Annotated in this window: 19 protein-coding genes; 10 read left to right on the top strand and 9 right to left on the bottom strand. The window is 70.0% G+C overall.

Features of this window, described 5'->3' with window-relative positions:
- The first annotated feature begins 155 nt into the window (after nucleotides 1–155).
- The 10 genes from ACZ61C_RS19375 to ACZ61C_RS19330 are packed head-to-tail and all read left to right on the top strand — an operon-like array spanning nucleotide 156 to nucleotide 10,446.
- On the top strand, nucleotides 156–1,388 hold the full coding sequence (locus ACZ61C_RS19375; RefSeq protein ID WP_465308549.1) for a class I SAM-dependent methyltransferase: 1,233 nt from the start codon (nucleotides 156–158) through the stop codon (nucleotides 1,386–1,388).
- Nucleotide 1,389: 1 nt separating this feature from the next.
- Entirely contained in the window at nucleotides 1,390–2,181 is a 792-nt protein-coding gene (locus ACZ61C_RS19370; protein ID WP_465308547.1) for a sugar phosphate nucleotidyltransferase, read from the top strand.
- A complete protein-coding gene (locus ACZ61C_RS19365; protein WP_465308545.1) occupies nucleotides 2,178–2,825 on the top strand; it encodes a PIG-L deacetylase family protein in 648 nt (215 codons plus the stop codon). The genes ACZ61C_RS19370 and ACZ61C_RS19365 overlap by 4 nt, the downstream gene beginning before the upstream one ends.
- A 4-nt stretch (nucleotides 2,826–2,829) precedes the next feature.
- Complete coding sequence (locus tag ACZ61C_RS19360; RefSeq protein ID WP_465308543.1) at nucleotides 2,830–3,918, top strand: NAD-dependent epimerase/dehydratase family protein; 1,089 nt, start codon at nucleotides 2,830–2,832, stop codon at nucleotides 3,916–3,918.
- Nucleotides 3,919–3,950: 32 nt separating this feature from the next.
- Nucleotides 3,951–5,231 carry a DUF4910 domain-containing protein gene (locus ACZ61C_RS19355; protein WP_465308541.1) on the top strand — a complete coding sequence of 427 codons (1,281 nt, stop codon included), beginning with the start codon at nucleotides 3,951–3,953 and terminating at the stop codon, nucleotides 5,229–5,231.
- A gap of 5 nt (nucleotides 5,232–5,236) precedes the next feature.
- On the top strand, nucleotides 5,237–6,535 hold the full coding sequence (locus ACZ61C_RS19350) for a hypothetical protein (protein WP_465308539.1): 1,299 nt from the start codon (nucleotides 5,237–5,239) through the stop codon (nucleotides 6,533–6,535).
- Nucleotides 6,532–7,389: a glycosyltransferase family 2 protein gene (locus ACZ61C_RS19345; protein WP_465308537.1), complete on the top strand. Its 858-nt coding sequence runs from the start codon at nucleotides 6,532–6,534 to the stop codon at nucleotides 7,387–7,389. The genes ACZ61C_RS19350 and ACZ61C_RS19345 overlap by 4 nt, the downstream gene beginning before the upstream one ends.
- Nucleotides 7,386–8,576: a polysaccharide pyruvyl transferase family protein gene (locus tag ACZ61C_RS19340; protein ID WP_465308535.1), complete on the top strand. Its 1,191-nt coding sequence runs from the start codon at nucleotides 7,386–7,388 to the stop codon at nucleotides 8,574–8,576. The genes ACZ61C_RS19345 and ACZ61C_RS19340 overlap by 4 nt, the downstream gene beginning before the upstream one ends.
- The gene (gene rfbC, locus ACZ61C_RS19335; protein ID WP_465308533.1) at nucleotides 8,573–9,121 is read left to right on the top strand and encodes a dTDP-4-dehydrorhamnose 3,5-epimerase; all 549 of its coding nucleotides are present in this window, start codon (nucleotides 8,573–8,575) and stop codon (nucleotides 9,119–9,121) included. Before ACZ61C_RS19340 ends, rfbC begins: the two co-directional genes overlap by 4 nt.
- A gap of 5 nt (nucleotides 9,122–9,126) precedes the next feature.
- A complete protein-coding gene (locus ACZ61C_RS19330) occupies nucleotides 9,127–10,446 on the top strand; it encodes a glutamate-1-semialdehyde 2,1-aminomutase (protein ID WP_465308531.1) in 1,320 nt (439 codons plus the stop codon).
- A gap of 241 nt (nucleotides 10,447–10,687) precedes the next feature.
- Here ACZ61C_RS19330 and ACZ61C_RS19325 read toward each other — a convergent pair whose 3' ends face one another.
- The 9 genes from ACZ61C_RS19325 to ACZ61C_RS19285 all read right to left on the bottom strand — a co-directional run bounded on the left by ACZ61C_RS19325 (nucleotide 10,688) and on the right by ACZ61C_RS19285 (nucleotide 20,980).
- Entirely contained in the window at nucleotides 10,688–12,136 is a 1,449-nt protein-coding gene (locus ACZ61C_RS19325) for a right-handed parallel beta-helix repeat-containing protein (protein WP_465308529.1), read from the bottom strand.
- A gap of 28 nt (nucleotides 12,137–12,164) precedes the next feature.
- Entirely contained in the window at nucleotides 12,165–12,845 is a 681-nt protein-coding gene (locus ACZ61C_RS19320) for a phosphatase PAP2 family protein (protein WP_465308527.1), read from the bottom strand.
- Between the two features lie 37 nt (nucleotides 12,846–12,882).
- Nucleotides 12,883–13,872 carry a GHMP family kinase ATP-binding protein gene (locus ACZ61C_RS19315; RefSeq protein ID WP_465308525.1) on the bottom strand — a complete coding sequence of 330 codons (990 nt, stop codon included), beginning with the start codon at nucleotides 13,870–13,872 and terminating at the stop codon, nucleotides 12,883–12,885.
- The gene (locus ACZ61C_RS19310; RefSeq protein WP_465308523.1) at nucleotides 13,869–14,567 is read right to left on the bottom strand and encodes a nucleotidyltransferase family protein; all 699 of its coding nucleotides are present in this window, start codon (nucleotides 14,565–14,567) and stop codon (nucleotides 13,869–13,871) included. The genes ACZ61C_RS19315 and ACZ61C_RS19310 overlap by 4 nt, the downstream gene beginning before the upstream one ends.
- A complete protein-coding gene (locus ACZ61C_RS19305; RefSeq protein ID WP_465308521.1) occupies nucleotides 14,564–15,676 on the bottom strand; it encodes an NAD-dependent epimerase/dehydratase family protein in 1,113 nt (370 codons plus the stop codon). Before ACZ61C_RS19305 ends, ACZ61C_RS19310 begins: the two co-directional genes overlap by 4 nt.
- Nucleotides 15,673–16,818 carry a glycosyltransferase family 4 protein gene (locus tag ACZ61C_RS19300; protein ID WP_465308519.1) on the bottom strand — a complete coding sequence of 382 codons (1,146 nt, stop codon included), beginning with the start codon at nucleotides 16,816–16,818 and terminating at the stop codon, nucleotides 15,673–15,675. The genes ACZ61C_RS19305 and ACZ61C_RS19300 overlap by 4 nt, the downstream gene beginning before the upstream one ends.
- 4 nt (nucleotides 16,819–16,822) lie before the next feature.
- Nucleotides 16,823–18,022, bottom strand: coding sequence for an HAD-IIIA family hydrolase (locus ACZ61C_RS19295; RefSeq protein ID WP_465308517.1), 1,200 nt, complete (start codon nucleotides 18,020–18,022; stop codon nucleotides 16,823–16,825).
- Nucleotides 18,023–18,122: 100 nt separating this feature from the next.
- Nucleotides 18,123–19,298: an O-antigen ligase domain-containing protein gene (locus ACZ61C_RS19290; RefSeq protein WP_465308515.1), complete on the bottom strand. Its 1,176-nt coding sequence runs from the start codon at nucleotides 19,296–19,298 to the stop codon at nucleotides 18,123–18,125.
- Nucleotides 19,299–19,486: 188 nt separating this feature from the next.
- Nucleotides 19,487–20,980 (bottom strand): right-handed parallel beta-helix repeat-containing protein, encoded by a 1,494-nt coding sequence (locus ACZ61C_RS19285; RefSeq protein WP_465308513.1) that lies wholly within the window; start codon nucleotides 20,978–20,980, stop codon nucleotides 19,487–19,489.
- Nucleotides 20,981–21,011 lie beyond the last annotated feature (31 nt).

Genomic DNA, 21,011 nt, shown 5'->3' with positions numbered 1-21,011 from the left:
ACTCACGCACGCCGGGTGATTTTCACCACAGTTAGGCCATTCAGGTTGCGGTTCCGAATCGGTCCACCAGGCCGCCACGCGTCGCTGTAACGACGGTCCGCCCCTGCTCGACGTGTTTAACGCATATCGCGACCGCGAGCCAAGGAGCCTGGTAGATGACCACATGTCGACTCTGCGGTTCGACAAACACGGCCAGTGTCGTGGACCTCGGCGCGACTCCCCCGTGTGAGCGATTTCTGACCGCCGAGCAGCTCGACGAGCCGGAAGCCACCTTCCCGCTGCACCTCATCGTGTGCACCGAGTGCTGGCTGGCGCAGATCCCGCCGCTGATCGACCCGGATGACACCTTCACCGAGTACGCGTACTTCTCCTCCTTCTCGACGTCGTGGGTGGAGCACGCGAAGCGGTTCGTCGACGGTTCCGTCGAGCGGCTGGGCCTGGACGAAAAGTCCTTCGTCGTCGAGGTCGCCAGCAACGACGGTTACCTGCTCAAGCACGTCGTCGGGCACGGGATCCGGTGTCTGGGTGTCGAACCTTCGGTGAACGTCGGGCAGGCGGCGCGGGACGCCGGCGTGCCCACTCTCACGGCCTTCCTCTCCGAGGAAACCGGCCGCCAGGTGCGCGACGAGCACGGCCCGGCCGACCTCGTCGCCGCCAACAACGTCTACGCGCACATCCCCGACGTCCTCGGCTTCACCAAGGGCCTGCGCGCCCTGGTCGCGGACGACGGCTGGGTCTCCATCGAGGTCCAGCACCTGCTCACGCTGATCGAAAAGAACCAGTACGACACGATCTACCACGAGCACTTTCAGTACTACACGGTCGAATCCGCCCGGCGCGCCCTCGCGACCGGCGGCCTGACCGTGGTCGACGTCGAACTCGTGCCGACGCACGGTGGGTCGATCCGGCTCTGGGCGCGTCCCGACGGGGTCGCGGGCGAGCCCAGCGAGCGGATGACCGACGTCCTGGAGCGCGAAAAGGCCGCCGGGCTGCACGAGCTGTCCGGGTACACCGAGTTCGCCGAGCGCGTCACGCGCGTGCGGCTGGACCTGCTGAAGTTCCTCATCGAGGCGCGCAACGACGGGAAGACCGTCGTCGGTTACGGCGCCCCGGGCAAGGGCAACACCCTGCTGAACCACTGCGGCATCCGGACGGACCTGCTGCAGTACACGGTCGATCGCAACCCGTACAAGCACGGGCGGTTCACCCCGGGCACGCGCATTCCCGTGCTGCCCCCGGAGCGGATCGAAGCCGACCGGCCCGACTACGTGCTCGTCCTCCCGTGGAACCTCCGGGAGGAACTGACCGAACAGCTGTCGTTCGTGGGTGCCTGGGGCGGAAAGCTCGTGTTCCCCATTCCCCGCCTGGAAATCGTCGAGGTGCAGTGAAGTGAAGGTCGTCCTCTTCTGCGGTGGTTACGGGATGCGGATGCGCAACGGCGCGGCCGACGACGTCCCGAAGCCGATGGCGATGGTCGGTCCGAGACCGCTCATCTGGCACGTCATGCGGTACTACGCGCATTTCGGCCACACCGAGTTCATCCTGTGCCTCGGCTACGGCGCGGCGCACATCAAGAACTTCTTCCTGAACTACCAGGAAACCATTTCCAACGACTTCATCCTCCGCGACGGCAAGGCGGAGCTGCTGTCGACCGACATCGCGGACTGGACGATCACCTTCGTGCAGACCGGGATCGAGTCGCCGATCGGTGAGCGCCTGCGCCGCGTCCGCGACTACCTCGACGGCGACGAGATGTTCCTCGCGAACTACGCCGACGTCCTTTCCGACGCGCCGCTGCCGGACATGATCGAGCGCTTCGAGAACACCGACGCGGGCGCGTCGATGATGGTCGTGCCGCCGCAGTCGTCGTTCCACTGCGTGGAAATGGACGAAGGCGGCATGGTCGGCGCGATCACCGCGGTCAGCGAAATGCCGCTGTGGGAAAACGGCGGGTACTTCGTGCTCCGGCAGGAAGTGTTCGACCACATCCCGGAGAACGGCGACCTGGTCGCCGACGGCTGCGGTGAGCTGGCCAAGCGCGGTCGTCTCCTCGCCTACCCGTACCGCGGGTTCTGGAAGCCGACCGACACCGTCAAGGAACGCGCCGCGCTCGACGACGCGTACACGCACGGCAAGAAGCCCTGGGCGCTCTGGGAGCGGCCCGTCGCGAGCACCGCGTGATCGGGCTCCGGCCGGGACAGCTCGGCGGGGTCGTCGCCCTCGGCGCGCACTGCGACGACGTCGCGATCGGCGCCGGCGGCACCCTGCTGACGCTCTGCGCCGCGCGTCCCGGGCTCAAGGTCGACGCTCTTGTCCTCTCCGGCGGCGGCACGCACCGCGAGGACGAGGAGCGGGCCGCGCTCGCGGCGTTCTGCCCGGGCGCGCGGCTCGACGTCACGGTGCTGAAGCTGCCGGACGGCCGGTTCCCGGCGCACTGGGAAGAGGCCAAGAACGCCCTGGAGGAGCTGCGGCGGCGGACCGAGCCGGACCTCATCCTGGCGCCGCGCACCGATGACGCCCACCAGGACCACCGCGGGCTGGCCAAGCTGGTGCCGACCGCGTTCCGCGACCACCTCGCGCTCGGCTACGAGATCGTCAAGTGGGACGGCGACCTCGGCGCGCCGTCGGTCTACCAGCCCCTGGACGAAGACGTCGCCGAGGAGAAGGTCCGGCTGCTGCAGACGCACTACGCGTCCCAGCGGCACCGGCCCTGGTACGACCGCGAGGCGTTCCTCGGGCTGGCCCGGATCCGCGGGATCGAAGCCGCCGCGAAGTACGCCGAAGCGTTTTTCGTCAAGAAACTCACTCTCGACCTGAAGGGCTGATCCGATGCGGGTGTTGCTGACGGGGCACAAGGGCTACTTGGGGACGGTGATGGCCCCGGTGCTCGCCGCCGCCGGTCACGAGGTCGTCGGCCTGGACTCCGGGCTGTTCGAAGAGTGCCTGCTCGGACCCGTCCCGGCCGACCCGGCCGGGCACGTCGTCGACCTGCGCGACGTCGAAGCGAAGCACGTCGAGGGCTTCGACGCCGTGATCCACCTGGCCGCGCTGTCGAACGACCCGCTCGGCTCGCTCGCGCCGGAACTGACCTACGACATCAACCACCACGCGTCGGTGAAGCTCGCGAAGCTGGCCAAGGAAGCCGGTGTGCAGCGGTACCTCTACGCGTCGACCTGCTCGGTCTACGGCGCCGGCGGCGACCTCCTGGTCGACGAGGACGCCCCGCTGAAGCCGGTGACGCCGTACGCCGAGTCGAAGGTGCGGGTCGAGGCCGACGTCCACGAGCTCGCCGACGACGACTTCACGCCGGTCTACATGCGCAACGCGACCGCGTTCGGCTACTCGCCCCGGCTGCGCGGCGACATCGTGCTGAACAACCTGACCGCGCACGCGCACCTGTCCGGCGAGGTGCTGGTGCTCTCCGACGGCACGCCGTGGCGGCCGCTCGTGCACGCCCAGGACATCGCCCGCGCGTTCACCGCCGCCCTGACCGCGCCGAAGGAGGCCGTGCACAACAAGGCCTTCAACATCGGCACCGAGGACAACAACGTCACCGTCGCCGAGATCGCGCAGGAGGTCGTCGAGGCCGTGCCGGGCTCGACGCTGAACATCACCGGCGAGGCCGGCGCCGACCCGCGCTCCTACCGCGTCGACTTCTCCCGCTTCCGCGCCGCCATCCCGGGCTTCGCCTGCGAGTGGTCGGTCAAGGACGGCGCCGTCGAGCTCATCGAGGCCTACCGCCGGTTCGGGCTCACCAAGGAGTCGTTCCAGCAGCTGTTCACCCGGCTCGCCTGGCTGAAGAGCGAGGGCGAAGCCGGCCGCGTCGACAACACCCTGCGGCGGCGTTACCAATCCGGCCAGAAGCAGGCCGACCCGCGAGCGGCACTTGACCGTTCCCACGAAGTCATTCGGCCGTAGCTGTGGTCGGATTGGTAACGAACGGCACAGTAGTGGCGGGCACGCGGCTGCGGACCGGGGCGGAACTGCACGCCCTGGTCGAGCGGCTGTACCCGATCTGCCGCAGCATCACCGGTGACGGCGTGCGGCAGACCCTGGACATCGTGGGTGAGCACATTTCGCTGGAGCGGCACGAGGTCCCGACCGGCACCCAGGTGCTGGACTGGACCATCCCGCAGGAGTGGAACATCCGCGACGCCTACGTCGCGGCGCCTTCGGGTGAGCGGGTAATCGACTTCCGGGAGTCGAACCTGCACGTCGTCGGGTACAGCGTCCCGGTGAACGAGCGGATGCCGCTCAGCGAGCTGCGGGAGCACCTGCACACGCTGCCGGACCAGCCGGCGTGGGTGCCCTACCGGACCAGCTACTACGCCCCGGCCTGGGGGTTCTGCCTCGCGCAGGAGAAGCTCGACGCGCTGCCCGACGGCGACTACGACGTCGTCATCGACTCAACCCTGGCCGACGGCTCGCTGACCTACGGCGAGCACGTCGTCCCCGGCCGCGTGTCCGACGAGGTCATCGTGTCGTGCCACGTCTGCCACCCGTCGCTGGCCAACGACAACCTCGCCGGCATCGCCGTCGCGATCTCGCTGGCCCAGCAGCTGGCCGAGACGCAGCCGCACTACACCTACCGGTTCCTGTTCATGCCGGGCACGATCGGCTCGATCACCTGGCTCGCGCGCAACGCCGAGCGCATCGAGAGGGTCAAGCACGGGCTCGTGCTGGCGTGCGCGGGTGACACGGGACCGTTGACCTACAAGAAGTCCCGCCGCGACGACGCCGAGATCGACCGCGTCGTGCAGCACGTGCTGAAGACCCGCGAACACCGCGTCATCGACTTTTCGCCGTACGGCTACGACGAGCGCCAGTTCTGCTCGCCGGGCTTCAACCTCGGAGTCGGGTCGCTGACGCGGACGCCGTACGCGGGCTACCCCGAGTACCACACCTCCGCCGACAACCCGGCCTTCGTTTCGCCGTCGGCCATGGAGGACACGCTCGGCGCCCTGACGGACGCGTTCGGCGTCCTGGACCGCAACCGCCGCTACGTCAACCTCAGCCCGTACGGCGAGCCGCAGCTCGGCAAGCGCGGGCTGTACGACTCGCTCGGCGGCCGCAGCGACGCCAAGCAGGCCCAGATGGCGATGCTGTGGGTGCTCAACCTCTCCGACGGCGAGCACTCCTTGCTGGACATCGCCGAGCGCGCCGGCCTGCCCTTCGACATCGTCGACGTCGCGGCGCGTGCCCTGCACGACGCCGGTCTGGTCAAGGAGTGAGCGGGATGACGACCGGTCAGCACCGCGCCGTCCGCCCGTCCCGCGGTCTCAAGGCGATGGCGGGACGGCTCTCCTGGGGCCTGGGCGACCAGGCCGTCTCCAGCCTGACCAACTTCGCCATCGGCATCTTCGTCGCGCGCGAGCTGGGTGTGACGGCGTTCGGCCTGTTCAGCCTCGCCTGGGTGACCTACGGCGTCCTGATCAACATCTCCCGCGGCCTGGCGACGGACCCGCTGATCGTGCGGTTCAGCGGGGTCGAGACCGGGCTCTGGCGCGCGGCCGTGGCCCGGGCGTCGGCGACCGGCCTGGTCATCGGCGTCGCCGCGGGGATCCTCAGCGTGCTCTTCGGCATCGCGGTCGGCGGCCAGCTCGGCTCCGCGTTCGTCGCCCTCGGGATCATCCTGCCGTTCCTGCTGCTGCAGGACACCTGGCGGTTCGCGTTCTTCGCCGCGGGCGAGGGCCAGAAGGCGTTCCTGAACGACGTCGTCTGGGCCGTCGCGATGATCCCCACGATGCTGCTGGCGAGCATGTACGCCAACGTCGTCACGTTCCTGCTCGCGTGGGGCGGCGGCGCGGCGGTGGCCGCGGGGTACGGCTACGTGCAGACGCGGCTGCGGCCGAGCGTCGCGGGTGTCCGCACCTGGCTGCGGGACCACCGCGACCTCGGCACCCGCTACCTCGTCGAAAACGTGAGCAACAGCAGCGGCTCGCAGATCCGGATGTACGGCCTCGGCGCGATCGCCGGGGTCGCCGCCGTGGGCACGGTCCGCGGCGGTGAGCTGCTGCTCGGGCCGTTCGTCGCCGTCCTCATGGGACTCGCCTTCGTCGCGGTGCCCGAAGCCGCGCGGGTGGTGAAGCGGAACGTCCACAAGCTCATGAAGTTCTGCTTCGTCCTCGGCGGGGCGCAGGCCTTCGCCGCGCTGCTCTGGGGCGTCACGCTGCTGCTGGTGCTCAACGACCGGCTGGGCGAGTTCGTCCTCGGCGACGTCTGGCACACCGCGCGCCTGCTGATCCTCCCGGCCACGTTCTCGGTGTTCAACGCCAGCTTCATCGGCGGCGCGGCGACCGGCCTGCGCGCGCTGGGCGCGGCCCGCCGCAGCATGCGCTGCCAGCTGATCGCCTCGGTGCTCTACGTGGCGGGCGGCCTGGGCGGCGCCGTGATCGGCGGCGCGGTCGGGTCGGGCTGGGGTGTCGCCTCGGCCACGTTCACCGCCGCCTTCATCTGGTGGACCCAGCTCCACCTCGCGGTACGCGCACACACCCGGACCCCTTCGGAAACCCCTCAGGAAACGAGGACACCATGACCGGCGCACCACGGCTGACCATCGGACTTCCGGTCTACAACGGGGAGAACTACCTCGCCGAGGCGCTGGAAGCCCTACTCGCGCAGACCTACACCGACTACGAACTGGTCATCTCGGACAACGCGTCGGCCGACGGCACCCGGGAGATCTGCGAGAAGTACGCCGCGAGGGACGACCGGATCCGCTACATCCGGCAGCCGCGGAACATCGGCGCGGCCCCCAACCACGACTTCCTGGTCCGCGCGGCCCGCGGTGAGCTCTTCAAGTGGGCCGCCCACGACGACCTGTTCGCGCCCGGGCTGCTCGAGGCGTGCGTCCGGACCCTCGACGAGCACCCGGAAGCCGTCCTCGCCCACTCGTACATGGCGATCGTCGACGAGCGCGGCGAGATCCTCGAGAACTACGACTACCAGCTCGCGACGGACTCGCCCGACCCGGCGGTCCGGTTCCGCGACCTGATGTTCCGCGAAGGCGGCGACGACTTCTACGGCGTCATCCGGACCGCGGTGCTGCGCCGGATCCCGCCGCACGACAGCTACCACAACGCCGGCCGCAAGTTCGTCGGCGAGCTCGCCCTGCACGGCCCGTTCATCCAGGTGCCCGAGGTCATGTTCTTCCGCCGGGAGCACCCCGGCCGCGGCGACAACCTCGGCACGGTCCAGCGGGTGTGCACCAACCTCGACCCGCGGCGGGCGGGCCAGTCGAAGGCCCGGCTCTTCGGCGAGTACCTCGCCGGGTACGTCTCCGCGATCCGGGACGCGCCGCTGACGGCGACCGAGCGCCGGCACTGCTACGGCGTCATGGCCGAATGGCTCGGCGGCAAGCCGCTGCGGAAGATCGGGCTGATGGCGTGACGCGGATCGGCTTCTTCGGCATCCTCGGCTCGGGCAACCTCGGCAACGACGGCTCCCTCGAGGCGGTCCTCGCCTACGTGCGCCGCCGGTACCCCGACGTCCGGCTCGACTTCCTCGCCATGGGCCCGGAAGAGCTCACCGCGCGCTACGGCGCGCCGGCGACGCACCTGCAGTGGTACGAACCGCACGCCGGGGACGCGACCGGGGTGCGGGCCGCGGCGCTCAAGGTGCTCGGCAAGCTCCTCGACCCGGTCCGCACCTGGCGGTGGGTCCGCAAGCAGGACGTCGTCATCGTGCCCGGTATGGGCGTGCTCGAAGCGACGCTGCCGATCCGGCCGTGGGCGCTGCCGTACTCCCTGCTGTGGCTGGGGATCACCGCGCGGCTGACCGGCGCCAAGGTCGCGCTCGTGAGCGTCGGCGCGGACTACGTGCGCAAGCGCGGGACCCGGTGGGTCGTCTCGCGCGCGGCCCGCCTGGCGCACTACCGGTCGTTCCGCGACGAGCACTCCCGGGCGGCGCTCGGCCGGATGGGCGTGGACGTCCGCGACGACCACGTCTTCCCCGACCTCGCCTTCGCGCTGCCCGCGCCCACGCCGCGGCCGTCGACCGGCGCGGTCGGCGTCGGGCTGATGGAGTTCCACGGCGGCAACGACGACCGGGCCCGCGCCGAGCAGATCAACGCGTCCTACCTGGACACCGTGAAGCGCTTCGTGCGGCTGATGGTGGACGAGGGCCGCCCGGTCCGGCTGTTCATCGGCGACGTCGCCGACCTCGACGTGCCCGGCGAGGTCATCGCGGACGCCGTCGCGCACCGGCCGGACGCCGACGTCACCACCCAGCCGCTGAAGTCGCTGGGCGACCTGATGGAGCAGATGGCGGCGACCGACACGATCGTGGCCACGCGGTACCACAACGTCCTGTGCGCGCTGAAGTCCGCAAAACCGACCGTTTCGTTCGGGTACGCGCGCAAGAGCGACGTGCTGATGGCGTCGATGGGCGTCGAGGAGTTCTGCATTTCGGCGCGCGAGCCCGACTTCGACCGGCTGGTGGCGCTTTTCCGCAAGCTGGAAGAGAACCGCGCCGAAGTCACCGGAACCATCGAACGGCGGGCCGAAGAGATGGCTGCCCGCGTCGAAGACCAGTTCACCGAGCTTTCGAAGCTCGTCATCGACGGAGGTGCGGCGTGAAGGCCATTCCGGTCCCCGAGATCGACGGGGTGTACCTCTTCGAGCCGACGCCTTTCCCCGACCAGCGCGGGTTCTTCAGCCGGACGTTCGACCGCGACGTCGTCGCCTCGGTGGGCATCAACCCGGACGGCTTCGTCCAGGACAGCCTTTCCCGGTCCCGCAAGGGAGTCGTCCGCGGGATGCACCTGCGCGGCGGCGCCGGCGAGGCCAAGCTGGTGCGGTGCTCGCACGGCGCGGTCTTCGACGTCGTGGTGGACCTCCGCCCGGATTCGCCGACGTATCGCACTGTGAAGACGTTCGAACTCTCCGGTGACACGCAGGTTTCGGTGTACATCCCGGCGGGCTGCGCGCACGGGTTCCAGTCACTCACCGATCCCTCGGACGTTTCGTACCGCATCGACCGGGCCCACGATCCCGCCGAAGACATCACAATTTCGTACAAAGACCCTGAATTGGACATTTCGTGGCCACTGGCGGTCACAATGGTCAGTGACCGGGATGAGCGCGCGCCGTCTCTCGGAGAGGCGTTGAAACCAACGAGGTGATCCCCATGGGAACGAACCTGCCCCGCTCCGCGGCGGCGAACGAGCGGCTGCACCGGGTCGTCCCCGGCGGTGCGCACACCTACGCCAAGGGCTCGGACCAGTATCCCGAAGGGATGGCTCCGGTCATCTCCCACGGCCGCGGCGGCCACGTCTGGGACGTCGACGGCAACGAGTACATCGAGTACGGCGCCGGGCTGCGAGCGGTCAGCCTCGGCCACGCGCACCCGCGGGTGGTCGCGGTCGTCCGCGACGAGCTGGAGAAGGGCAGCAACTTCATCCGGCCGTCGATCATCGAGGCCGAGGCCGCCGAGCGGTTCCTCGAGAACGTGCCGACGGCCGACATGGTGAAGTTCACCAAGAACGGCTCGGACGCGACGACGGCCGCGGTCCGCCTGGCCCGCGCCGCGACCGGCCGCAAGCTGGTCGCGAAGTGCGCCGACCACGCGTTCTTCTCGACCGACGACTGGTTCATCGGCACCACCCCGATGAACGCGGGCATCCCGGACGAGACGACGGAGGCCACCCTGTCGTTCCCGTACGGCGACCTCCCGGCGACGGAGGAGCTGCTGCGCCGGCACGAAGGCGAGATCGCGTGCCTGATCCTCGAGCCGGCGACGGTGGTCGGCCCCCCGCCGGGTTACCTGCGCGGCCTGCGCGAGCTCGCGACGCGCCACGGCGTGGTCCTGATCTTCGACGAGATGATCACCGGTTTCCGCTGGTCCGCCCACGGCGCGCAGGGTCTGTACGGCGTGACGCCGGACCTCTCGACGTTCGGCAAGGCCCTCGGCAACGGCTTCGCGGTCTCGGCCCTCGCGGGCAAGCGCGAGCTGATGGAGCTGGGCGGCCTGCGCGCCGGCGACCGCGAGCGGGTCTTCCTGCTCTCGACCACGCACGGCGCGGAGACGCACTCGCTGGCCGCCGCCATGGCGGTGATGGACGTGTACCGCGACGAAGACGTCATCGCCCGCCTGCACGCACTGGGCGACCGCCTGGCCGCCGGCGTCCGCGAGGTGGCGGCGGGCATCGGCGTCGAGGAGCACGTGGTCGTGCGCGGACGGGCGAGCAACCTGGTCTTCGGGACGCTGGACGAAGAGGGAAAGCCGTCACAGCCGTACCGGACGCTGTTCCTGCGGGAGCTGGTGTCCGGTGGGGTGCTGGGTCCGTCCTTTGTGGTCAGCGCGGGTCTCACCGACGCGGACATCGACAAGACGATCGACGTGGTCGCGCAGGCTTGCACGGTGTACCGGAAGGCGCTGGACGCCGGAGATCCCACGCCGTGGATGGGCGGACGGCCGGTGCGGCCGGTGTTCCGCCGGTTCGCCTGAGCCCGGGCGGTTCGCGTCGCGAATGACCCATTCGGGACGTCTCGCGTCCCCAACGGGTTATTCGCGACGTTCCGAGAGTGGCGCCGAACCAAACCGGGCCGGGCCAAGTCAGATCGAACCGAACCCGCCAGTACAGCCCAACTCCACCCACTCACCCAAGCCCGGACGGCCTCAGCGTCCCCAATGGGCCATTCGCAACGTTCCGAGAATGGCACCGAACCGGGCCGAGCCGGGGCGGGGGTCACCCGGCGAAGGTGCTCCCCTCGTCCTGGCCGTACGACGGCCCGGTCCACACTCCGGCCGGGACCGTCGTGGCCATGTCGCCCGCCATGAACTGCCACGGACCCTCGTACTTGTTGCCGTGCCAGCGGTTGCCCGCCGTGTGGAGCATGTCGCGCTGGATCACGTCGCCCTGGTACGGGGACCACGTGGGCACCGTTCCCACGTTCGCGAACAACGCCATCCGGCCGCACGGCCGGGACGCGCACCCGGCCGGATCAAAACTGAACACGTTGTCGTGGATGTCCAGTTCGGCCGTCCACCAGCGACAGTCCCGGTACAACGGCGCCGAGCTGATCGCCGGGGCCGCGCACCGCGAGGTGTTCGACGGCCCCACGATCCGGGTGCAGTCCGACGTCGTCGACGCCGGGGAGTTGCAGAAGCGGTCCGCGTTGGCCCAGGCGACGATGCCGTCCCAGTTGTCCTCCAGGCGGTTGCCCGTCACCTCGATCTTCGCGACGCGGGCGGCCACCCGGGCGTCGCCGCCCGCTTCGGACAGGTAGATCGCGCCCACCGGGAACGGGTCGCCCCGCTCCGCCGCGCGGCGGCCCGCCACCCGGCCGTTGCCGCGCAGGTCGTTGCCGCGGATCGTCGCGTTGTACGAGATCTCGTAGAAGATCCCCACGTCGTCGTTGTTCTCGATGACGTTGTCCTCGATGAGGAAGTCGTTGTCGTTCGTGTCCGCCCAGAGTCCCGGGCCGCGGTTGTCGTGGATCCAGTTGCCGCGGACGTCGGCGCCGTCGACGGCCCAGAACTTCGCCGCGCCCGTGCAGCCGCAGCCCGGGACCTTCGCCTCCCAGTCGGCCGTGTTGTTCCCGGTGAACTCGTTGTCCTCGACCACCAGCCGCCGGATCCCGTTGCCGGCCTGGTAGGCGTTGAGGCCGTACTGGCCGTTGTCGCGCAGGCAGTTCCCGCGGATCGTGTTCTCCGCGCCGGCCATCAGCGCCGCGCCGTCGTTGCGGACCAGCGTGGTGTGCTCGACCAGCCAGCCGTTGCCGGAGTCGTGGTTGACGACGCCTTCGTCGCGCGGCGCGGCGAACCCGGTGATCGTCAGGTACCGGATGGTGACGCCGGTGGCGCGGCCGGTGAAGGCGTACCGGTTGTCGTGGTTGCCGTCCAGGACCGCGCCCGGCGCGCCGACGAAGGTCGCGCCGTCGGCCGGGGACAGCTGGGAAAACTCGCCCGGGGCCAGGGTGTGCACGCCGGGGGCGAACCAGTACGTCGCGCCCGGGGTCTCGAGGTCGCTGCCGTTCAGGCGCCCGGCCGGGACGACGACCGCGCCCGCGGGCGGGGTGTCCGGGCCGAGGAGCTCCTTGCTGTCGCACACCGCGGCCCGCGCCGGGTCGGCGTTCGCGGCCGGCGCCGGGACGACGACCGCGAGCAGGAACACCAGAACCGCCAACGACTTCACGTCGGCAACGATAAGGCCGGAACCGGTTTCAGCGGCTGGCTTTCACCCTATCGATGACGGCGTCCACCGTGGCCGCGGTCGCCGTCACCAGTGCCACGGCGACGCAGAAACCCCCGAAGGTGTCGGAAAGGTAGTGCACCCGGTCCGAAACCTGCGACCACGCCATCGCCGCCGCGCAGACGAGCCCGAGCGCCAGCACCACGGCCGTTCCCGCAAGCCGCCCGAGCTCGTTGCGGGTGGTGAGGAACAGCCCGACGACCAGGCCGAGGGAGGTCAGGAACGCCGTGTGCCCGCTGGGGTAGGACAGGTTGTCGCCGTTGATGTACCGGCCCGCGATCGGCTTCGCCAAAGTCGTGACGGCGCCGGTGACGACCGGACCGGCGATGACGAGCACGGCGAGCCGGGTCTGTCCGGCCGCGCGGAACAAAAACGCGAGCAGGACGGCGAGCGGACCCGCCACCACGGGATCACCGGCCGTGCCGATCACCCAGGCCACGCCGTAGGCGAACGGCGGCTCGATGCTCCCCCGCAGCGACCGGTAGACGGACTCGTCCAGGTCGGTGCCGAGGGTGTGGCCGTGGAACAGGAACCCCAGCACGAGGGCCACCACCGCGGCGACGACCGCGACGGCGAACAGCGGCGCCCGCACCGGCCCGGGCAGGGCGGGCGCGGCGTCGGGCAACCCCACGCGCGTCACCGAAGGATCCACCGAGCCACGTTCCGATCATAGGCGCGCACGCGGCCGGTCAGCTCCAAATGTCCTGGTGCACGTTGAAGATCACGCGCGAGCCCTGCCGTTCCAGCTGGATCGGCAGCTCCTTCATCCCCGGCAGCCCGTTCCGGACCGCCTGCTGGTGCTCCAGCGGGCAGGTGACGAGCAGGAAGCCACCACCGCCGGCCCCGGTCACCTTGGCCCCGGACGCGCCCGCCGCGAGCGCCGCTTCCACGGCCTCGTCGATCTGCGGGTTCGACACCCCCGACGCCAGCGCGCGCTTGGCGTCCCAGCTCTTGCGCAGCGCGTTGCCCAGCGCGCTCACGTCGAGCGCGCGCAGGCCGTCGGCCGCCTCACCGGCGAGGTCACGCAGCTGCTTGAGCTGCGGCAGCCGATCGCCGACGTTCGCTGTCTGCTCGCCCAGGATGTTGTTCGCGCTGCGGGTGACGCCGGTGTAGAAGAGCATCAGCTCGTCCTGAAGCGCCCGCCACTGCGGGCGCGGCAGCTCGATGCGTTTCACCACGGTGTCGTCGCCGGGGCCGAAGTTCAGGTCGCACAGCCCGCCGTACGCCGCCGCGTACTGGTCCTGCTTGCCGATGGGCTTGCCGCAGCGGTCGATCTCGATGGTGCACGCCCGGTCCGCGAGCTCCTCCGCCGTCACCTGACGACCCTGGTAGGCGAACAGCGCGTGCAGCAGCCCGACCGTGACCGAGGACGACGAGCCCAGCCCGGACCCGGACGACGGGATGTCCGCGAGCGTGGTGATCTCGACGCCGCCGCGCACGCCGGTCATGTGCATGGCTTCGCGGACGAGCTCGTGCTCGAGGTCCTCGACCCGCGAGACGATTTCCTTCTTCGAGTAGTTCACGTAGATGTCGTCGTCGAAGCGCTGCTTCACGACGACGTAGATGTACTTGTCGATGGCCGCGTTGAGCACGCGGCCGCCGTGTTCCCGGTAGTACACCGGCAGGTCCGTGCCGCCTCCGACGAGGCCGACGCGCAGCGGGGTGCGGGTGATGATCATCCTGCTCGCCTCTCCCAGTGGTCCCGCGCGCTCGCGAGCGCTTCGGGCGTGCCGATGTCGAGGAAGTACGCGTCGCCGATCGAGACCGTCCGCGCCCGGCCGACCAGCTGCGGCAGCAGGTGGAAGCCGATGTCGCGCGGCGCCGGCCCGATCAGGTCGAGGACCTCCGGGGTGAACGCGTACATCCCGGCGTTCGCCAGGTCGCCCGGCGGGTTCTCCGGCTTCTCGTGGAACGCGGTGACGACGCCTTCGTCGTCCACGGTCACGATGCCGCACCGCGACGGCTCGGCCGCGTGGAACAGCGACAGGGTCGCGAGGGCGCCGCCGGCGGTGTGCGCGTCGATCAGGACGCGGACGTCGAAGTCGGTCAGGTTGTCGGCGTTGAGGGCGAGGAAGCTCTCCTCGTTCTCGACGAACTCCCGGTTGGCCGCCAGCGTTCCGGCGCTGCCGAGCAGCTCCCGCTCCTCCACCAGGTGCACGACGGGCCCGCCGCGGCGCTCGGCGAGGTGCGCGCGGACCAGCGGCGCCAGGTGGTGCAGGTTGACCAGCACCTCGTCGACACCGGCGCCCTCGAGCGCGTCCAGCCAGATGTCGAGCATCGGCCGGCCGCCGACCGGCACCAGGCACTTCGGCACGCGGTCGGTCAGCGGCCGCAGCCGGCTGCCGAGGCCGGCGGCGAGCAGGAAGGCCTTCACGCGCCGGCCTTCCGGACGACGCCGAGCGAGCGCATCTTCGCGTTCGCCTGGGTCAGGATTTCGTCGAGGCCGGGCATGTCCCGCAGCCACGCGGCGTACTCGGCGACGGACTCCGCGGGCGAGCGCTGCGGCTTCCAGCCGAGCTCCTTGAGCGCGTCGATGTCGGAGAGGATGTGCCGCGTGTCGCCGAAGCGGTACTCACCGCTGATCACGCCGGCGTCCGCCGAGCCGTAGTGCCGCTGCACGACGTCGGAGAACTGCTGCGTCGTGTACGCCTCGCCGCCGCCGACGTTGAACACGCGCCCCGCGGCGCGCGGGTCGGTCAGCACCAGGAGGTTCGCGTCGACGACGTCGTGGATGTTGACGTAGTCGCGGATCGCCTGGCCGTCTTCGTAGAGCGTCGGCGCGCTGCCGAGGAGGTAGTGCAGGTTGAAGATGCGGCAGGCGCCCGAATACGCGTTGTAGACCGACTGCCGCGGGCCCTGGACGATGCTGTACCGCAGGGCGACGGTCGGGATCCCGTACCGCCGGCCGAGGTTGACCGCGACGACTTCCTCGCCGTGCTTGGACATCCCGTACGCGTTCTGCGGGTTCGAGACGCGCTCCGGCGTCGCCAGCATGGTGAGCGGGCCGTCGCACTCCCGGCACCGGACGTCCCACTGCGCGGCCTTCAGGCGGCTTTCCGGGCGCATGTCGGGGGTCTGCTCGCCGTGCTCGGGGCACCGGTAGAGCCCCTCGCCCATCGCGGCCTGCGACGAGGCCACGACCACGCGGGAGATGTCGAGCTGCTCGGCGACGATGATCTCGTAGATCATCGCCGTCGACGTCACGTTGACGTCGGTGAACTTCGCGAAGTCCGGCAGGTAGTCCTGGTAGGCGGCGAAGTGGTAGACGGCGTCGGTCCGGCGCAGCAGGTTGCGCACCAGGTCGCGGTCGCGGACGTCGCCCTCGAAGAAGTCGACGCCGGGGGTCAGGTGGTTCGGCTTGCCGTCGCGGTGGACGGGCGAGACGAGCGCGTCCAGCACCGTGACCTCGTGGCCGAGCTCGACCAGCCGGTCGCACGTGTGCGACCCGATGAAGCCGGCGCCGCCGGTGACCAGGACTCTCATCGGCTGCTCCGGAGGGCGTGCACTTCGCGGTAGACGGCCAGCGTTTTCTCCGCGGTGGCCGCCCAGGTGAACTCGCCGGCCCGCTCCGGGCCGGCCTTGCGCAGCCGCTCGTTCTCCGGCCCGCAGGCCTTGACGATGGCGTCGGCGATCGAGTCGGGGTCCTTCGGGTCGGCGAGCAGCGCGGCGCCGCCTGCGGTCTCCGGCATCGCGGTGACGTCGGACGTCACCACCGGGCAGGCCGCGGCCATCGCCTCGAGGATCGGCAGGCCGAACGTCTCGTTGTGCGACGGGTACACGAACACGTCGGCGGCGCGGTAGAAGTGCACGGTCTCGGTCAGCGGCACCCCGCCGACCCACAGCACGTCGTCGCCGATCCCGAGGCCGGCCGCGAGCGCTTTGAGCTCACCGACGTACTCGGTGTCGCGCCCGGGCCCGACCACGACCAGCTGCCGGTCGCCCAGCTCGGCCTTCGCCGCGGCGAACGCGCGGATGAGGCCTTCGCAGTTCTTGTACGGCCACAGCGAGGACACGAACAGCACGAACGGCTTCCGCACCCCGAACTGCCGCGAGACGTGTTGGAACGCCTCTTCGCGGTCACCGGGGTTGAAGAGCTCGTGGTCCACGGCTTCCGGGATCAGTCGGATCTTCGCCGGGTCGATGTCCAGGTACTCCTGGGCCTCGGCGACGAGGCTGTTCGAGTTCAGGATGACCGCGTCCGCCTTCTGCACGGTGCGCGGATAGCTGAACTGCCGGTACAACCGCGCGCCGCGGGAGATGGCGTCGGGCGTCGTGTAGGCGTGCAACGTCTTGATGTGCGCGACCAGCCCGGGCGCCGACCGCACGATCGGCGCCATCAGCGTGTTCAGCACGTCGATGCGCCCGAGCGGCAGCCGGACCGGCGAGAGCAGGTGCTCCGAAAGCGTGCGGAGGTTCCGCTTCTCGTTGGACCACGGGAAGGTGATGTAGCGCACGTTCGGGCCGTAACCCTGGTGCGTCGGCTTCGACTTCGGGCTCACCAGCAGGTGGAACGACTCGTGCTCCTCGAGCCGCTGGGCCATCTCGGGGATGACCCGGGTCCAGAACCAGTGCGCGCCCGACGGGTTGCCGGGGTCGTCGGTCAGCAGGTTGATGGCGACGCGCATGTGCTCAGAACGTCTGGGTGACAACGGCATCGGGGGTCATCCTCGCTTGTCGGACGTACTGGGCCAGCAGGTGCATGCAGCCTTGGTGGACGTCTTCGATCACGCCGTAGTTGACGGAGTCGACGTGCACCGAAACCGTCGCCTTCGTCCGGGCCGGTCCTCCTTCGAAGCCGGTGAGCGCGATCGTCGCCACGTCGTGGGCGGCGGCCCAGTCGAGGGCGCGCACGATGTTCGGCGACCGGCCGGAGGACGAGATCACGATGAGGACGTCACCGGCGCGGGCCTGGGACTCGAGCTGGTACTCGAAGACCTGCTCGTACCCGAGGTCGTTGGCGATCGCGCTGAACAGCTCGACGTTGGTCGACAGGCTGTGCACCCGCGTGGTGAGGTCGGTCCCGTTGCGGACACCCTTCAGGTGGTCGCACTGGAGGTGGTTGGCGATCGACGCCGACCCGCCGTTGCCGCAGGCGAAGATCGTCGCGTCCCGGTCGTGGGCGGCGGTCAGGATCTTGGCCGCGCGGCTGATCTGCTCCAGGTCGACCGTGCCGAACGCGCGGGTGATCTCGTTGACGTAGGCACCGCCGAAGGAGTCCGCCCGGTGGAACCGCGCGGCCGGGAACTTCGGCACGCCGGCCGCCGCGGTGTGGCCATCCGGCGCGCTCAGGTCTTCCGAGCCGAGGATCACCCGGACGGCGGCGGCCAGGTCCGGGTAGGTCTCGACGCCGTGCACGGCCGAGCTGGGCGGGCCGACGTGCAGCGCGCGGGCGCCCACGGACTCGGCGAGCCCGACGTCCGACGGGCTGTCGCCGACCACCCACGAGGCGCTCAGGTCGAGGTCGAGCGCCTGCGCGGCGGCGAGCGCCATGCCGGGGCCCGGCTTGCGGTCAGCACTGGGACGCGCGAAGGCCGGCACGATCCCGTCGGTGTGGTACGGGCAGAACAGCCACAGGTCGATGTGCGCGCCGTGCCGGGCGAGCTCCGCGATCATGTACTTGTGGACCTGCTCCACGTCTTCGATCCCGTAGTACCCCCGGGCGACCCCGGCCTGGTTGGTGACCACGGCCACCGGCAGGCCGGCGCGGTTGAGGGCCGCGATGGCTTCGATCGCGCCGTCGATGAACTCGACCCGGTCGACCGATCCGACGTAACCGCTGTCGACGATGATCGTGCCGTCGCGGTCGAGCAGCACCCCTGGTCGGCTCACGGTTCGCCCGCCTTTCGCGGAATGGGGGAATGGGCCGGGCCGGCCCCGCGCCGGAGGAGTTCACGGTGCGTCAATGAGGTCGTCCGGGCCGGGGGCATCGTTACGTCGCCCGGCTCAGGTGGCCGGACGCGGGTGAGAACACGGCTTCGCGGTCCGGCAACGGCGTCACGAGCAGCCAGGAAGCGAGCGCCAGGTGCAGCAGATACGGCGACGCGTCCCCGAGCCCGGCTTCGGTGTAGGAAGCGAGCAGGCAGTAACTGATGAGGAACAGCGCGCACGCCCGGGCCGGTGACGGCGCGCGGGAAATGGCGGAAACGACGAGCGTCAGCAGGAAAAGGGCGACGATGACCACGCCCATGTAGCCCTGTTCGTGGTAAACGGCGAGCCAGCTGTTGTCGATCGGCAAGCCGTCGAACGACTTGTTGGACAATCCCGTGCCGAAAACCTGCTCGAACCACGTCCGCGGCATGTCCAGCAGCCGGCCCCACACCTTCGCGCGGCCGGTGAGGTTGGCGAAGTTCTCCTGGTCCTGCCCGCGCAGCAGCCAGGCCTGGATGAACGCGCCGAGCAGCACGACCCCGGCCGCGCCCACCGCGATCGACCAGGCCAGCACCTTCCGGGCGCGGGCGTTGGTGAGCAGCATCGACAGGCCGGCCACCGTCAGGCCGACCACCAGGCCGGCGGTCGCGGTCCGCGTGTGGGTCAGCACGAGCATCACCGCGGCCGGGGCCGAGATGAGCGCGACGCTCCGCCCGGTGGTCAGCTTGTTCAGCCAGAGCAGCACGCTCAGCCCGATCGTGATCGCCGCGTACTGCCCGACCTGGGTCGCGGTCAGCGGCCACACGACGCCGGTGAGCCGTCCCTCGTTCAGCTCGGACAGCGCCAGCCCGGGCGCGACGACCAGGCCGATCCCGACCGAGACCAGCAACGCGGTGAGCACCCGCACGTGGTGCTTGACGTAGTGCAGCGCGTTGTCCATCCACGGGCTGATCAGCCAGAACGTGCCGATGAAGAGGGTGAACCGGGCGCACCGGAACAGCCCGCCCCAGCCGGAGGTCAGCTGCGCGCTGCTGGCGAAGCTGCCGACGAGCATCAGGCTGAGCAGCAGCAGGTAGGCGCTCGGCCGGAACTTGAACCGCGGGTTGACCGCCAGCGCGAGCACGAACGCGAAGCCGACCGACGACATGGTGAGCATCTGCAGCACCGAGCGCGGGATCGGCAGCAGGGACGCGCCGAGCGAGCCCAGCGTGTTGAAGACCAGCAGGGCCCACACCACGCAGATGACCTTGGTCGCCTGTGCGGTGCGCGGGACGTCCTGGGCGGGCTCGACTCGCTTTTCGGGGGTCCGGGTGGCGAAGCCCCCGGCTCGGGGCGAAGCCCCGGATGGCACAGCCCGCTTTTCGGGGGCCCGGGTGGCGAAGCCCCCGGCTCGGGGCGCAGCCCCGGATGGCACAGCTCGGGTCATCAGCTCCCGCCTCCCGCGTTGAACGAGCTGCCCTGGTCCTGCTGGTAGGGCACGCCCTGCCAGCGGCCGGGGTCGCTGAGCTTGCTGGCTTCCTCGGTCACGAACGTCCACGGACCGGAGTAGCGGTTGTCGTGCCAGTGGTTGTTCTGGTTGAACGAGATCGCCTGCTCGACGGCTTCGGCCTTGTACGGCGACCACTCGGGCACCGTGCCGTAGTTCGACAGCAGGCCCATCCGGGCGCACATCTCCTGGCAGTCGATCGCCGCCGGGTCGACGGAGAAGCTGTTGTCGTGGATGTCGACGTTCTGCGTCCGCCACCGGCAGTCGCTTCGCAGCGGCTCGCTCGCGATGCCCGGCGGCGCGCACTTCGCGACGTCGGGAACGAGCAAGGTGCACACGCCCGTCGACGAGTTGGCCGGGCTGTTGCAGAATCGGTCCGCGTTCTCCCAGAGCGTGATGCCCGACCAGTTGTTCACCAGGGTGTTGCCCGAAATTTCCAGCTTGGCCGTGCGTGCCTTGACGCGCGGTTCCCCGCCGGATTCGGAAATGTAGATCGCGGCCACCGGAAAACTGTCGTCCTCCTGGACGTACTTGCGCCCGGCGACGAGGTTGTTCCCCTTGATGAGGTTGTTCCGGATGACCGCGTTGTAGCTGGTTTCGTAGAAGATCGCGGTGTCGTCGTTGTTCTCGATGACGTTGTTCTCGATGACGAAGTCGTTGTTGTTCGTGTCCGCCCAGATCCCCGGCCCGCGGTTGTCGTGGATCCAGTTCCCGCGGATGTCGGCGCCGTTGACCGCCCAGAGCTTCATCGCGCCGCTGCAGCCGCACCCCTCGGGGTACTTCTTCTCGACGTCTTCGGCGTTGTTGCCGACGAACTCGTTGCCCTCGATCACCAGCCCGGCGAGGCCGCCGAGGTCGTCGCAGCAGCCGTTGAGGCCGTACTGGCCGTTGTTGCGCAGGCAGTTGCCCTTCAGCACCTCGCGGGTCCCGCCCATCACGGCCGCGCCCGCGTTGTCGACGAGGTTGTTGGCCTCGATCGTCCACTCGGCGCCGGAGTCGTGGTTCACCGCGCCTTCGTTGTCCGGCGGCTTGAACCGGGTGACCGTCAGGTGTTCGATCGTCACCTTGGCCGCCTTGCCCGAGAAGGCGTAGCGGTTCACCTGCTTGCCGTCGACGATCGCGCCGGGCGCGCCGATGTAGTGGTCACCCTCCTTGGGCGCCACCTGGTCGTATTCGCCGTCGCCGAGGGTGTGGGTGCCCGGGGCGAGCCAGAACGTCGTCCCGGGCGGGTTGGCCGAGGTCTTGGTGAGCAGGTCGCCGTGCACCGCGGGGTCGACGGTGACCGCGCCGGCCGGCGCGGTGGCGGGCCCCGCCGGCAGGTGGCCGCAGACCGCGGCGGCCTTCGGGGTGGTGTCGGGCGGGGGCTCGGCGGTGCAGGCGCCCAGCGTCAGCAGGAGCGCCCCGAAGAGCCCTCCCCAAGTCGGACCTTTCACGTGAAAGGTCCGACCTGGGGGCGTACCTTTC

The sequence above is a fragment of the Amycolatopsis sp. NPDC104587 genome (assembly GCF_055583645.1).
The sequence above is the reverse complement of the archived record's forward strand: the minus strand, read 5'-3'. Positions and strand labels throughout refer to the sequence as shown.

Bases quoted from the DNA above. Each gene is read 5' to 3' on its own strand.
- ACZ61C_RS19375 (WP_465308549.1), top strand. From the start codon at position 156: ATGACCACATGTCGACTCTGCGGTTCGACAAACACGGCCAGTGTCGTG.
- ACZ61C_RS19360 (WP_465308543.1), top strand. From the start codon at position 2,830: ATGCGGGTGTTGCTGACGGGGCACAAGGGCTACTTGGGGACGGTGATG.
- ACZ61C_RS19350 (WP_465308539.1), top strand. From the start codon at position 5,237: ATGACGACCGGTCAGCACCGCGCCGTCCGCCCGTCCCGCGGTCTCAAG.
- ACZ61C_RS19345 (WP_465308537.1), top strand. From the start codon at position 6,532: ATGACCGGCGCACCACGGCTGACCATCGGACTTCCGGTCTACAACGGG.
- ACZ61C_RS19330 (WP_465308531.1), top strand. From the start codon at position 9,127: ATGGGAACGAACCTGCCCCGCTCCGCGGCGGCGAACGAGCGGCTGCAC.
- ACZ61C_RS19315 (WP_465308525.1), bottom strand. From the start codon at position 13,872: ATGATCATCACCCGCACCCCGCTGCGCGTCGGCCTCGTCGGAGGCGGC.
- ACZ61C_RS19305 (WP_465308521.1), bottom strand. From the start codon at position 15,676: ATGAGAGTCCTGGTCACCGGCGGCGCCGGCTTCATCGGGTCGCACACG.
- ACZ61C_RS19300 (WP_465308519.1), bottom strand. From the start codon at position 16,818: ATGCGCGTCGCCATCAACCTGCTGACCGACGACCCCGGCAACCCGTCG.